The sequence below is a fragment of the Rhizobacter sp. P1_G5 genome (assembly GCF_056405435.1).
The window spans coordinates 1-13,500 of the sequence record NZ_JBFUCB010000106.1; the positions used below are offsets into that span (position 1 = coordinate 1).

16 protein-coding genes and 1 pseudogene are annotated in these 13,500 nt (G+C 66.7%); 6 read left to right on the forward strand and 11 right to left on the reverse strand.

Annotated elements, in window-relative coordinates; translation table 11 throughout:
* The 6 genes from AC1D12_RS10325 to AC1D12_RS10350 all read left to right on the forward strand — a co-directional run.
* Positions 1-630: hypothetical protein (locus AC1D12_RS10325; protein WP_477840282.1), on the forward strand; the 630-nt coding region annotated here is incomplete at its 5' end.
* A complete protein-coding gene (locus AC1D12_RS10330) occupies positions 627-4,901 on the forward strand; it encodes a polymorphic toxin-type HINT domain-containing protein (RefSeq protein ID WP_477840284.1) in 4,275 nt (1,424 codons plus the stop codon). The genes AC1D12_RS10325 and AC1D12_RS10330, both read left to right, overlap by 4 nt.
* The gene (locus AC1D12_RS10335; protein WP_477828286.1) at positions 4,898-5,404 is read left to right on the forward strand and encodes a hypothetical protein; all 507 of its coding nucleotides are present in this window, start codon (positions 4,898-4,900) and stop codon (positions 5,402-5,404) included. Before AC1D12_RS10330 ends, AC1D12_RS10335 begins: the two co-directional genes overlap by 4 nt.
* Before the next feature lie 72 nt (positions 5,405-5,476).
* Positions 5,477-5,965: a hypothetical protein gene (locus tag AC1D12_RS10340; protein WP_477828287.1), complete on the forward strand. Its 489-nt coding sequence runs from the start codon at positions 5,477-5,479 to the stop codon at positions 5,963-5,965.
* A 60-nt stretch (positions 5,966-6,025) separates the two neighbouring features.
* Positions 6,026-6,271: a hypothetical protein gene (locus AC1D12_RS10345; protein ID WP_477840286.1), complete on the forward strand. Its 246-nt coding sequence runs from the start codon at positions 6,026-6,028 to the stop codon at positions 6,269-6,271.
* A gap of 225 nt (positions 6,272-6,496) precedes the next feature.
* Complete coding sequence (locus AC1D12_RS10350) at positions 6,497-6,907, forward strand: hypothetical protein (RefSeq protein WP_477840288.1); 411 nt, start codon at positions 6,497-6,499, stop codon at positions 6,905-6,907.
* On the opposite strand, the gene AC1D12_RS10355 is transcribed toward AC1D12_RS10350, so the two are convergent.
* From AC1D12_RS10355 to AC1D12_RS10405, 11 genes and pseudogenes are all read right to left on the reverse strand, one after another.
* On the reverse strand, positions 6,904-7,107 hold the full coding sequence (locus AC1D12_RS10355; RefSeq protein WP_477840297.1) for an RNA 2'-phosphotransferase: 204 nt from the start codon (positions 7,105-7,107) through the stop codon (positions 6,904-6,906). The two genes, AC1D12_RS10350 and AC1D12_RS10355, sit on opposite strands and share 4 nt — an antisense overlap.
* 9 nt (positions 7,108-7,116) lie before the next feature.
* Positions 7,117-7,236 (reverse strand): annotated as a pseudogene (locus AC1D12_RS10360) (RNA 2'-phosphotransferase); the annotation flags it as partial.
* A 30-nt stretch (positions 7,237-7,266) separates the two neighbouring features.
* Positions 7,267-7,803 (reverse strand): hypothetical protein, encoded by a 537-nt coding sequence (locus tag AC1D12_RS10365; protein WP_477840290.1) that lies wholly within the window; start codon positions 7,801-7,803, stop codon positions 7,267-7,269.
* A complete protein-coding gene (locus tag AC1D12_RS10370; protein WP_477840291.1) occupies positions 7,800-8,501 on the reverse strand; it encodes a hypothetical protein in 702 nt (233 codons plus the stop codon). The genes AC1D12_RS10365 and AC1D12_RS10370 overlap by 4 nt, the downstream gene beginning before the upstream one ends.
* Positions 8,482-10,098, reverse strand: a complete 1,617-nt coding sequence (locus tag AC1D12_RS10375) for a GspE/PulE family protein (RefSeq protein ID WP_477840293.1) — start codon at positions 10,096-10,098, stop codon at positions 8,482-8,484. Before AC1D12_RS10375 ends, AC1D12_RS10370 begins: the two co-directional genes overlap by 20 nt.
* A 3-nt stretch (positions 10,099-10,101) precedes the next feature.
* Positions 10,102-11,304 (reverse strand): type II secretion system F family protein, encoded by a 1,203-nt coding sequence (locus AC1D12_RS10380; protein WP_477827704.1) that lies wholly within the window; start codon positions 11,302-11,304, stop codon positions 10,102-10,104.
* A gap of 16 nt (positions 11,305-11,320) precedes the next feature.
* Entirely contained in the window at positions 11,321-11,734 is a 414-nt protein-coding gene (gene gspG, locus AC1D12_RS10385; protein WP_477827705.1) for a type II secretion system major pseudopilin GspG, read from the reverse strand.
* A complete protein-coding gene (locus AC1D12_RS10390) occupies positions 11,731-12,225 on the reverse strand; it encodes a type II secretion system protein (RefSeq protein WP_477827706.1) in 495 nt (164 codons plus the stop codon). Before AC1D12_RS10390 ends, gspG begins: the two co-directional genes overlap by 4 nt.
* Positions 12,212-12,595, reverse strand: coding sequence for a type II secretion system protein (locus tag AC1D12_RS10395; RefSeq protein ID WP_477827707.1), 384 nt, complete (start codon positions 12,593-12,595; stop codon positions 12,212-12,214). Before AC1D12_RS10395 ends, AC1D12_RS10390 begins: the two co-directional genes overlap by 14 nt.
* On the reverse strand, positions 12,595-13,059 hold the full coding sequence (locus tag AC1D12_RS10400) for a type II secretion system protein (RefSeq protein ID WP_047501275.1): 465 nt from the start codon (positions 13,057-13,059) through the stop codon (positions 12,595-12,597). The genes AC1D12_RS10395 and AC1D12_RS10400 overlap by 1 nt, the downstream gene beginning before the upstream one ends.
* Positions 13,056-13,500: cohesin domain-containing protein (locus AC1D12_RS10405; RefSeq protein ID WP_477840295.1), on the reverse strand; the 445-nt coding region annotated here is incomplete at its 5' end. The genes AC1D12_RS10400 and AC1D12_RS10405, both read right to left, overlap by 4 nt.

Below are 13,500 nucleotides of genomic sequence, written 5' to 3' on the forward strand. Positions count from 1 at the left end.
GTATCGGGCACGTTGACTGGCTCGGCGGCGACGCTTGTCGGCGGCAACCTGAGCTATGGCACGGTGAACCAGAACTCGGCGGCGCCGCAGAACGTGATCGCGTGGCGCAACGACGGCAACGTGCCGATGGCGCTGTCGGGCTTGTCTGGTTTGCCGGGCGTGTTGAGCGTGGTGGGCAACAGCTGTACCAATGTGACGCCTGGCCTGGCGTGCACCATGACGGTTCAGCTGGCCACCGGCAGTTTGACGAGCTTCAGCCAGACGGTGAGCACGGTGGGCGCGACGGTGAATGCGTCGACCACGGCCAGCGGCACGGTGCAGACGATCCCGGGCGCGCTGTTCAACCTGAGCGCGACTGCGACGTCGACGACCACCTACACGACGATCACGCTGACGGTGGCCAACCCGTACAGCGCGGCGCAGACGATCACGGCGGTGACCCAGAGCGATGCGGCCACGGCCGGCACGAGCACTTGCACGGTGGGCGGCAGCGTGGCCGCGTCACCAGGGAGTTGCACCTTCCAGTGGATCTACGACCGATGCACCGCGCGCACGGTGAACTTCAGCGTGAAGAACGCGTTCGGCACTGCGACGACGAGCAAGGCCATCGTGAAGGGGACCTGCCTGTGAAGCGCATCAACCAGACCATGAAGAGCCTGTTCGCAGCAATCGTGTGGGTGGCGGTGAGCTCCGCCCATGCACAAGCCCAGCTGCCGCCGGTGCAAGGCGTGGCCGACCCGTTCAGCTACGCCCGCACGAAGAACTTCACCTACCTGCCCGATGGCCTGGTGGACACCGAGACGACCGAGCTCGGCGACGTGCAGCAGTGCGTGGTGAAGAAGTACATCTACGACGATGCCGGCAACCGCACCGGAGCGACGCAGCAGAACTGCACCGGCGCGAGCGGTGATGCGTTGTTCGCGCCACGCTCCGCCACGACGACCTATGGTGCRCAGACGGTGACCGTCGCCGGCATCAGCGCCGTCGTGCCCCGGTGGACGGCACCGAGCAGCAGCAAGAACGCGTTGCAGCAGGAGGAAACGCAGACGGTGGACCCGCGCTTCGGCACCTTGCTGAGCAAGACGGACGCAAACGGGTTGACCACGCGTTGGGAGTACGACGATGCGGGACGCGCGACGCGCGAGATCCATGCGGATGGCACGCGGGTGATCACGGCGTATTGCTACATCGCGGGCCGGGTGAACGCGGCAGGCGACACGTCGACCAACAGCCCGAGCTGCCCGAGCCCGAGCGCGGCCGAGATCCCCGCCGACGCGATGATGTTCACGCACGTGGAGCCGCGCGACGCGAGCGGTGCAGAGGGCGTCAAGAACGGACCGTTCATCCGCAAGTACGTGGACAGAGCTGGCCGCGCGCTGCGGCAGGTGAGCGAGGCCTTCGACGGATCCACGCAACCCGGCGGCACGAACCGGCTGATCGTCACTGACACCGAGTACGGCGACCTGGGCCAGGTGGTGCTGCAGACGCAGCCGTACTTTCTGGACAGCGGCTCGTCGACGAGCACGGGTAGCGCCGACGTGGGCTTGTCGCGCACCGAGTACGACGCGCTGGGCCGGGTGGTTCGCATCTACACCGCCGACAGCCAGGGCAGCCAGCCCAGCGTGAGCTTCGGCAACCGCGGCAGCCGCCGGGCGCGAGTGTCGACCTCGGTGTACGGCGCGCTGGTGGTGGTGTCGACCGATGACCGCGGGCAGGTGCGCACCGAGGAGAAGAACGTCGAAGGACGCACGATCCGCATCACCGACCCGCTGGGCGCGCAGATCGTTCACCAGCACGACGCGTTCGGCAACCTGGTGGCGACGAAGGATGCGCTGCAGAACACGGTGCAGATCGTCTACGACCTGCGGGGCAACAAGCTGAAGCTGACCGACCCGGAYGCCGGGGTGATCGAGTACCGCTACGACGCGCTGGGCCAGGTGGTGCGGCAGCAGAATCCGCTGCAGTTGCAGCGCGGTGGGCAGACGGTGATGAGCTACGACGTGCTCGGGCGGATGACGCTGCGCACGGAGCCGGAGTACAGCAGCACCTGGACCTACGACACCTGCGCGATGGGCATCGGCAAGCTGTGCGCGACCAGCGCCAGCACCGACATGAGCCAGCAGTGGGTGTACGACAGCCTGGGCCGGTTGGTCAGCAACCGCACGACCGTGGCCAATGGGCCGAGTTTTGCTAGCGCGTTGAGCTATGACGCSAATGGCCGGCAGGCGACGCAGACCTGGCCGACCGGGCTGACGGTGAACTACGGYTACACGCCGAAGGGGTTCCTCGGAACGGTGTCGTTGGCGACGGCGGTGACGGTGAACCCGCTGCCCGCCACGCCGGGGGGCACGCCGGGTGCAAGCGTCACGCTGCCAGCCGGCACGGTGCTGTGGCAGGCGCAAGCCTACAACGCGTGGGACCGGCTGGAGCAACAGCGCTACAGCAGTGCGGTGGTGAGCACCTCGGCATACGAAGCCTTCACCGGCCGGGCCAGTGGCCTGGTGTCAGGCAAGGCGGGCGCGACCACCGTGCTGAACCACGGCTACGTGTGGGACAGCCTGGGGCGGCTGACGAACCGCAACGATGCGAATGGGGATGGCGCAACCGGCGCGGTGACCGAGAACTTCGAGCACGACGCGCTCGGCCGGCTGCAGCGCTACACGGTGGCAGCCCCGGCGATCAGCGGCCTGGTGCGCACGGTGAGCCTGCAGTACAACGCGCTGGGCAGCATCCTCTACAAGAGCGATGTGGGGGTGTACAGCTACGGCGCGCAGGGGGCGAACGCGGTGCGGCCGCACGCCGTTCAGTCGATTGAAGGCGCGGCCGCCAACACCTACGGCTTCGATGCCAACGGGAACATCACCAGCGCGAGTTCAGGCAAATACCGCGGCATCACCTACACCGGCTTCAACCTGCCGGACAGCCAAGCGGGCGTGCAAGGGCCCGCAGGCGGCCCGAGCTACGTGTGGAACTACGACGAGGACCACGCGCGCATCCGCGAGGTGCGGACGATTCCGAGCGGCACCAACGCCGGTATGCGCACCACTTGGTATCTGCACCCGGACAACACCGGTGGCTTGGCCTTCGAGAGCGAGGTCAACTCACCGACAAGCCCGAGTGCTGCGAACCCGGCGGTCACGAGCAACCGCCACTACCTGAGTGCCGGCGGCCAGAGTCTCGGCGTGCTGGTCACCACCGGAGCGCTGCCGGCACTGGGCGCTACCCAGACAGCCCCACCCGTGCAGTCGAGCCTGACCGCGGTGAAGCTGGAGTACTGGCACAAGGACCACCTGGGCAGCATCGCGGCAACGACCGACCACAACGGCAACCTGACCGCCCGCGACGCGTACGACCCGTTCGGCAAGCGCCGCTTCGCCAATGGCAACTACGACGCCGCCGGCACGCTGGTGATCGACTGGAGCCCCGCGGTCAACAGCGGCACGGACCGTGGCTTCACCGGCCATGAGCAACTCGACGACATCGGGCTCACGCACATGAACGGCCGCATGTACGACGCGACGATCGGACGCTTCCTGTCGGTGGACCAACTCGTCAGCGATCCGTCGGACATGCAGGCCTACAACCGCTACAGCTACGTGCGCAACGATCCGCTGGCGCGGACGGATCCGAGTGGGTGGGCGGATGACAAGCCGAGCAAGACATGGGAGCCGTTCAAGGGCGGCTACTTCATGACGACGTTCATCATCAGTGCGCCCGAGCCGCGTGGGGGATCCCCGGAACTGAAAGCCTTCATTGCTGACGCCTTCGCGAGCGCGAAACTGCCGAACAATTCCGCAGGTGGAACGACGAGCAGTACATCGACCCTTGCGAGCGCGGCGAGGGACACCGGACGGGCGGCCTACAACGTGGGTATGGAAGCGCACCCGCTGGTCAGCGTTGCAAGCTCGATTGCGACCGCCTACAACATGGCCGGCGAGGTCCTCGGTATGTTGGGCGTGCAGCAGCCTGATCGGATGCCGGTTGCCTCAGAGAAACTGCGCAGCAAATACGAGTCGCCGACCTTTGGTTTGGTTGCCGAGGTGGGCATGGGCCTTCTCGCAGGACGTGCTGCTGGGGGTTTTGGCAACGGCGTGCGGGCTGTCGCCGCCACTGCAGAACGCGAGATGTTTGCGCTGTGCTTCGTCGCGGGGACGTTGGTAAGCACATCAGAAGGACTCAAACCGATCGAACGGATCAGGGTCGGCGATCTCGTGGCGGCGCGCGATGAAATCACAGGTGTCACGCGGTGGCAACCTGTCGTGGGCTTGTTCCACCATCAAGACCAGGCAGTGCTGCAAGTCACCTATGTGAGTGAATCGGGGGAAGAGGAAACCATTGGTGTTACGCCTGAGCATCCGTTCCAGGTTCAAGGCCGCGGATGGGTTTCTGCCGGAGAGCTAGTCGCTGGTGATCGGATCGAGCGCTTGGGCTCAGGTGCTCTGACCGTCGGACACGTGGAGAAGGACGCCTCACGGCATGACACGTACAACTTCGAGGTGGCAGAGTTTCATACATACTTCGTTGGCCGACTTGGTGCCTGGGTGCATAACGCGTGTAAGGTGGAGTTTGGAAGTGGATTGGGCGGACGCCTCGGCAACGAAGCTACTCGTGCGCATGTCGGTGAAGTTGCAACCGAAATGGAACGACGCGGCTGGAAGATCACGGGCGGCGGCGGACGCGGTCCGGAGGAGTATCTTCCTGGACCTGGTGGAGCGCGTCGAGGTTCGTCTTATCCTGACATTACGGCGGTTAAAGATGGCAAAACCCTTCGGCTGAATACGGTAGATACGCGAGCTGACGGTGTCACACTCACTACTCGAGAAGCAACCAACGCGAACAGAATCAGGGCACAAACAGGAGAGCATGTTTTGACGATTCCTAAACCGCGAGATCCAATATGAGCAGAAAGCTGACCCCTTTTTTTGCAACTCATGCTGACTTCGTCGCTGTTGCTCGGCAGATCGCAGCAGTTCGACCAGTCGATTTTGTTCAGGGTGGATTGTTCGCTGAGCCAAAAGTAGTGATGCTGGCCGACGTTGATGGGTTGATCCCATTTGAGACATACCTCATTGTCGATCGTGGCGTCTCAGTCAATCTGCGAGTTGTATCTCAGCGGGCCGGTGGTCAGATGTACGCAGTGGATCAAGTCAATAATCCGCAAACCATTGCATTGCAAACAGGGGGCAGGCACGGCGAGTATCAATTAATTGCCGGGCAGATCGGAACCGTCGGAAATGGCGCACAATCTGACGAGCTATACGCCATTTTTGCGAAAAACATTCGAAAGCAATTTGAGAAGATTAAATCGTTTTATGTCGGACCAGAGGCGGTTTCCATGCTCGATGCCGGTATCAGATTGTCCGCTACGCCGAAGTCTCCCCAAGCCTACGATCTTGTTAGGTAGCGTGTCGGGTCTGAGGTTCGTGCAGGCGCGGCGGAACTCATGGGAGTCACTTTGAGCGATGGGAGTTCTGTTGTGCACATTGAACTGCGTCTCAAGGCAGCGCGCGATTTCGCAACCCGTTCCTACAACTCGAACGAAGACGATGTTCGATCAATCCTGATAGATGTTTGTCGCGCGACGGAGTCTCAGAGTGAATTCGTGCTGTCTGGCTTTGGCCAGCAGCGTTGGCCAGTGGACGTGGGAACCGACTTGCCGGTTTTCCTGGAGCAATTGCCATCTGCGCTTCACGCTGTCAATCAGAATATGGCGACGACTGTTGATTTTTATGAGCAAGGCGTCGAGCGCTCCATCTCGCTGGAACCGTTGGGCCGCGGATATATTGCGACATGTGCGAGTCAGACCGACTGGCAGCCCAATCCTACGACTGAGGATATTCCTGGTGATGAACTGGCGGACATGCTATTGGCAGCTAGAGACGCCTTCATGTCAGTCTTGGTAGAGACGGCTCCCGATTTGGCCAAGCATCCGTGGATACGAAATTGGCTTAGAGGGATGGAATAAGGAGCGGCCTCGAATGGGGTGTGACAAGATTTTAATCCGGCTGAACAAGTGCAAAGTTCCATGCGTCAGACTGTCATCTATTGCAATACGACCGCAGCTGTCACTGAACTGATCATTGAGCCTTGGGCCGAGTTGTACCTTATCGAATCGGGCGCGCAAATTGAAGTAACGGGCGTTGGAGGTGAGGCAGAGTCCTGCTTTGAGATTCACCACGCTGGAAGAGGTTTGATCGTGTTTGGATGGGTAAATTCCATTGTGACCGTGACGCGTGATGGCAAGGCGCTGGAACCGAGCCCTCAGCAATAGGAGTCGGCATGCCCCATCTGACCGCGAGATTGCCGCTTCAGAACGAGAGCTCTACGCCCGTCAAGGTGCTGTTGGAGCCGCTCTCCGAATACTTCTTCGTTCTGCCCGGAGAGAGCATTGAAAATTAGACAGTCTCGTTCTGGCCGGCCAGTGGAGGCTTCGAGTTGTTCTTTGAAGGAAGAAGTGTCTGGGAGCAGATTTGAGGGACTTGCTCGGAGCAATGCATTGAACAAGTCGATTGGCTCGATAGCCTGGCCGAAGAGCGCAAATGAATCCCTGCGATCGCTTCTGCTCTACATGATGAGAGTCGTTGGGCGACTCGGCATTTCATTCGGCTCTTCCGCCCATGACCCTCTGTCGACCGTCAAAGGGCTTCTCGCCGGGGAACTCTCTGAGGATGACAGGCGTGTCGCTCTTGCTCATTGGTGGAAAGCCGTGGACGAAAGAGGACTGCGGAATTTCGAGAGCGGTGAGGCAGTTGTTGCTCGTCTTGCCGTGTGCCTTCTTTACCCGAGCAAAGAAAATGTGTCGGGCCAGGACGACCAGCTGTCATGGTTCCTGGAAGTGCTCGGTTTCCTCGGCGCARACGTTGACGAGGCGATTGCCGTCATGGAGGAGCATTTCGACTTTGTTTAGCGGGCTACCAGAAATTCCCGAGGCACCTGATCCGTGAGCCAGACGCCGTTGTCCGCCCGATAGAACTTGAACCCGGCAGCGTGCATGCGAAGCGCGTCAACCGTCAGCTCGACAGGCTTGCCATGACGCTGCCCCACCAAGTGCGCCGTTGCTTCATCGGCCGACAGGTGCACCTGCTGTCGCGACTGCGGCTGCAGCAGTTCGTCCCGTGTGAGCCGCGTTCCCGCGGCATCACTCTTGGCAATCAGCTCATCGATGACGGCCCAGCCCTGCGCATCCAGCGTCAGGCCGATGGTGTCTGGCTGGTGCCGAAGAATGAGGCTCAGGAACTTGCTGAGCTGTCATCGCGAGATCCCATGTCATTCCCTCCCACGCCACCGCGAGACGATCAACGCTGTCGGCCGCCCGCTGGCACCCTGTGCCGTCCCTTGCGCCGTCGCCAGGATCCACCGCTCGTTCGGTTCCCCGGCATTGAGATCCTCCAGGTACTTCAGCAGCGCCTCGTAGCTTGAGAACTCGACCTGCACGCGCACGGTCGCGTCGGYCGCGCTGATGTCCACCGACACCGGCAGCACGCCCACCGTGCCCACGGATTCGAGCGAGGCCAGCGCGGCGTCGACCGGCACGCGTTGCAGCTTCAACGCCGAGTGCGCGTCGGCGGCATAGGCCGGCGGCGGCTCGTTCGGCAGCTCGGCGCGCCGCGAAGCCTGGTGCGCGAGCGCGTCGATGCGCGCATTCCAATCCAGCATCTGCGCACGCACGCCGGCCGCGTCCTCACGCACCGTCCAGCCCCATGCCGCCAACGCCACCGCGGCCACAAGCAACAGCACCGTCGCGCCCCACCAGGCCCGCCCCGGCGGCCGGTGGCGGATGAAGTCGGCCTCGATGCGCCTCATGCCCACGCCTCCATCACGGCATCGTCCAATCCCGCGCCCGCCGACAGCGCCACCCGCACGCCCTCGCCGTCGGCGATCCCGAGGCTCAGCACCGAGCGCTGCAGCCACGCCGCCGCATGCTCCGGCGACGGCAACGGTGCACAGGTGGCCACCGCACTGAACACCCCGTCGCGGCCCGCCAGCACCACCAGGCTCTCCGGCTCCGCGACGACGATGCGCGACAGCGCCGGCTGCACGTCCAGCGCCCGCGTCAACGCCACCGTCCACCACGGACGCATCGCAACAGCACGCACGCCATGCGCCGCCAGCACGCGCTCGATGGTCTCGCGCGTCGCGCTCTCGATCGCGACACCCAGCACCGCATGCCCAGGCGGCGCCGCATCCAGCCACACCTCGCACGGCCCGGTCAGCCCTGTCTCATCGGGCGCCAGCGCCTCGGCCAGCCGGCGCGCCTCGGTCCAGCTGCGCAATCCCGGCACCGGTTGCACGATGAACGGCCGCGCCACGCTGCCAGCCAGCCACAGCGTGAGCTGCGGCCGGCGCAGCGCGGCATCGGCCTTCAGCGCCACCGCCACCGCGGCCGCGCCCGCTTCCAGCCCGTCGGCCGGCTGCCACTGCCACGGCTGTTCGCCGAAGCGCCACGCCACGCCCCGCAAGCCCACCCACGCCTGCGCCCCCTCAGATCGCACCGACGACACGCCGCACCTCCTCGATCGTGGTCTGGCGCTGCAGCACCCGCCGCACCGACTGCTGGTCCAGCGTCAGCGTGCCGCCCGCATACGCGTGCCCCTTCAGCACCGACAGCGGCGAGCCCTCGGTCACGTGGTCGCGGAACGCATCGTCGATCACATGCACCTCCGAGATCACGAAGCGCCCCTTGTAGCCCGAGCCGTGGCACAGCGGGCAGCCCACCGCCAGCGGCACCCGCACGCCGTGTTCCGCGACCACGCCCAGCCACTGCGCCTCGCGCGCCGTCGCCTCGCGCTCGCCGGCGCAATCGGCGCACAGCCGCCGCATCAGCCGCTGCACCACCACCCCGTTCAGCGACGACATGAAGCCGAACATGTCGAGTCCGAAATGCCGGAAGCGCCCGATGATGTCGGTCAGGCTGTTCGCATGCACCGTCGTGAACACCGCGTGGCCGGTCAGCGCCGACTGCACCGCGATCTCGGCCGTCTCGGCATCGCGGATCTCGCCGACCAGGATGCGGTCCGGGTCGTGCCGCAGGATCGAGCGCAGCCCTTTCGCGAAGGTCAGCCCCTTGCGCTCGTTGACCGGGATCTGCAGCACGCCGGCCAGTTCGTACTCCACCGGGTCCTCGATCGTGATGATCTTCTCCAGCCCCGTGTTGATCTCCGACAGCGCCGCATACACCGTCGTCGTCTTGCCGCTGCCGGTCGGCCCGGTCACCAGCATCATCCCGCTCGGCGCCATCGACAGCTCGCGGATCAGGCCCGCGCCGATCGCGTCGAAGCCCAGCAGGTCGAGCGACACCGTCGCATCGCTCTCGCGCAGCTGGGCCTTGTCGAGCAGCCGCAGTACCGCGTCCTCGCCGAACACGCTCGGCATGATCGACACGCGCAGGTCGATGCGCCCACCCTGGATGTCGATCCGAAAACGCCCGTCCTGCGGCAGCCRCCGCTCGGTGATGTCGAGTTGCGCCAGCACCTTGATGCGCGAGATCACCTCCTCGGCCTGCGTCGCACCGTCGAGCCGCGCAAAGCGCGCCATCACGCCGTCGAGCCGGTGCTTGACCGTCACGCCACCGCGGTCGCATTCGAAATGGATGTCGCTCGCACCGGCCTGGAAGCCGGCGCGGATCGCGCTGTCGACGAAGCCGACGATCGGCCCGTCGGCCACGGCCGCGGGCTTCGCGGCTTCTTCGCGCACCGCTGCCCCATCGGTCTCCCCCAGCCAGGAGCGCATCGCCTGCGTGCTCGCGGCTGCCGGCTGCAGCGCTTCGCCGACGCGCCCGCTGATGCGGCGCAGCTTCGCGTCGTCCCATGGGTCTTCCATCGCGAGCCAGCGTTGCCGGGCCCCGTCGACCGTGAGCGCGACGACCACGCAGCGCGCCTGCACCGCCTGCTCGCGGCTCCACGCCGACCAGTCGGCCGCCGCGTCGCCGGCCGCTTCCAGCACCGCGACGCCGGCCTCCTCGCGCAGGCGGCGCGCCAGGCCCGGCGGCGCGGTGCGCTGCAGCACGTCCAGCACCGTGCCGGCGCCGGCGCGGTGCTGGCGCCGCGCGTCGGCGATCAGGGCCGGAAGGGCGAGAGGGGCGATGCCCGTGTTGCTCATCGTTCAGCGCACTCCATTGGCAATGTCGAAGATCGGCATGTACATCATCACGACGATGCCGCCGACCAGCAGCGCCACCATCAGCAGCAGCACCGGCTCCACCAGCCGCGTGGCCCGCTCGACGAAGGTGGTGAAGGCCGCGGCATGGCGCTGCGAGATGGTCTGCAGCACCACGTCGAAGCTGCCGGTGCGCTCGCCCACCGCCAGCAGGCGCTCGGCCACCGTGTCGGTCAGCCCGGCCTGCGACAGCGTCGCCGACACGCGCTTGCCGCGCGCCAGGTCGACACGCGCACGCGCCACCGCCTCGCTCATGCGCGCACCGAGCCCCAGCGTCTCGCACAGCGCCATCGCTTCGTCCAGCGTGTAGCCGCCGCGGAACATCAGCGCGAGCGATTGGTACAGCTTGGCAAGACGGAAGTGGTCCCACTGGCGCTGCAGCGGCCCGATCCGCGAGCCCACCGCCACCGCGAAGCGCATCGCGCCGCCCGAGCGAACCCACCACACGCCACCGACCACCAGCGCCGCCAGGCCCGCGGCCACCTCGGCGGTGTGCTGCGAGACGGCCTTGCTGAAGCCCAGCAGCACCTGCGTGGGCAGGCTCAGGTTGCCGTGGAAATCCACGTACATGCCCGAGAAGCGCGGGATCACGTACAGCAGCAGGAACAGCGTGATCAGCAAGCCCAGCGTCACGACCACGGCCGGGTAGATCGCCGCGCTGACCACCTGCTTGCGCAACGCGCCCATCATCTCGTCGTGCGCCAGGAAATCGGCCAGCGCGCTGCCCAGCGTGCTGGTGCGCTCGCTGGCCTTCACGCTCGCCACCAGCACCGGCGGGAAGGCCTGCGATTCGTGCATCGCCTTCGACAGCGGCCGCCCCTCGCGCAGCGCGCGCAGCAGCTCGGCCTGGATGTCGCCGCGCGCGCCTTGCGACGACTGCGCCTGCAGCGTCTCGAGCGCCTCGACCACCGTCATGCCGGCCTGCAGCAGCGTGCGCAGCTCGCGGCACCACCACGCGACGTTGAAGGCGCCCGCGCCGCCGCCGAGCAGCGGCGTGCGCGCCGGCCCACTTGGCTGCGCCTCGGCGCCGACGAACACCAGCCCCTCGCCCGCCAGCTGCGCCTGCACCGCCTGCAGCGACTCGGCCTGCGCCAGCCGCTCCAGCACGGCGGCCTGGCCGGGGTCGTAGTAGCGGACCTTGAACTGCATGGCGGCGCTCGCGAGTTCAGCGCGTCAGGTCGGCGTCGTCGCCGCTGCCGCCGGGCGCGCGGTCCTTGCCGAGGCTCAGCAGCTCGAACTCCTGGCCCTGCAGGCCGGGCGCGCGGTACTGGTAGGCGCTGCCCCACGGATCCTGCGGCAGCGCACCGCGCAGGTAGGGGCCGCGCCAGCGCGGCTCGTCGGCAGGCGCCACCAGCAGCGCCTGCAGGCCCTGGGAGGTGGTCGGGAAGCGGCCGGTGTCGATGCGATACGCCTGCAGCGCCTTGTCGAAGGCATCGAGCTGCGCCTTCGCGGCAGTGACCTCCGAGCGGCCGATCTGCCCGAGGAAGCGCGGGCCGACGATGCCGGTCAGCAGGCCGATGATCAGGATCACGACGAGGAGTTCGAGCAGCGTGAAGCCGCGGCGGGAAGCGTTGATCATGATGTCGATGCGATCGGTTTGGCCATGAAGACCCATTGGTTGTACTGCGCGGCGGGCGGCATCTCGGCCAGGCCGTCGATCTGCAGCGGGGTGCGCCGCAGCGGCTGCGCCTCGCTGGTGCTGAACACGCCGCGCACGCTGCCGTCGGCGCCGCGCACGACGCCGAGCGGGCGGCCCGGCACCAGCGGGTCGGTGTAGAGCCGGCGCAGGTGGCGGCGCGTGCCGACGAAGCGGTTGTCCAGCAGCAGGTTGTCGAGCGAGGCCGGGTACTGCTTCAGCGACCCGGGCGAGGCCTCGCGGTAGCGGGTGATGGCCTGCGCGTACAGCGTGCCGATGCGCACCAGCTCGTCCTCGCGCTCGCGCTGCGCCGCATCGGCCCAGCGCGGGCCGGCGATCGACAGGCCGAGCGACAGCAGCGCGACCAGCAGCAGCACGATCACGTAGGTGAAGCCGCGCGACGGCGACTTGCCGGCTCGATCACCAACTCGCATACGGGCTCCCGTCGCGCGCCTGCCCCGGCGCACCGCTGTGCACGTCGGACACCCCCGCGGCTGCGCCGCTGTCGGAGTTCACGAGCACCCAGGTGTCGATGCGGTCCGTCACCGGATCGACCGGCAGCTGCCGCAGGTAGCGCGCCTGCACCAGCTCCTGCAGCGCCGCCGGGTAGCGGCCGCGGTCGGCGTAGAACTTGTCGATCGCATCGCGCATCGCCGCGAGGTTCTGGCGCAGCACCACCTCGCGCGCGCGGTCGACGTGCTCGGCATAGTGCGGCACCGTGATGGCCAGCAGCAGGCCGATGGCCGCCATCACCACCATCAGCTCGATCAGCGTGAAGCCGCGTGCCTTGTGCATGGCCTGCATCACCAGTCCTTCAGCGGCACGCCGTTCAGCCCGCTGCGCGTCGAGCGGGAGAACACGTCGTAGACATCGGCGCCGGCCTGCGGCTGCTCGGCCGTCGACAGGTAGCTGCGCAGGCCCCAGGTCTGCTCGGCCGGCAGCTCGGCGCTGGCAAACGGATCGCGCGGAATGCGGCGCAGGAAGACCATCCGCTGCGCGCCCGGCAGGCCGGTGTCGCCGCTGACCAGCGCCTGCAGGCTCGGCGGGTAGCCGGTGGCGCCGGCCGGCTGCGACAGCTGGCCCTTGTCGTTGGCGCGCTTGTAGGCATCGATCGCCTCGCGGATCTGCCACAGCGCCTGCTTCAGCTCGCGCTCGCGTTCGCGCTGCAGCGTGATCTCGGCCAGCGGGAAGACGGCTGCGGCCAGCACGCCCAGCACCGCCAGCACGACAACCAGCTCGATCAGCGTGTAGCCGGCGGTGCGCCTCATTTGACGATCACCTTCAGCGGCGGCGGCAGGCCGAACGGCTGCGCCGGGCCGTCGAGGCCGAGCGGTTGCGCGCCGAGCGTCGTCAGCTCCGCGGTGCCGGCGGCGGTGGCCTTCAGGCGCACGCTCAGCAGGCTGCCCTGGCCGCTCGCGCCGGTGGCCTGGTTGCGGATCGCGCCGGCCTGCACCTTGCCCTGCTCGGCATCGATCGTCTTGCTGAAGCTGGTGGCCGCGCCGCCCTGCTTGAACAGATCGCCCTCGTCGACGTCGACCACCGACAGCAGGCCCTTGCTGATGGCGAGCTGCACCGGCGCGCCGCGCAGCGCGACCGGCGTCGCGAGGTTCAGGGTCGCGACGAAGGTGTCGCCGACCTTGACCTCGGCCGGCGCGCTCCAGCTGAGCGTCGGCGCGGCGGCCGCGGGCGCGGGCGCGGCCTGTGAGGGC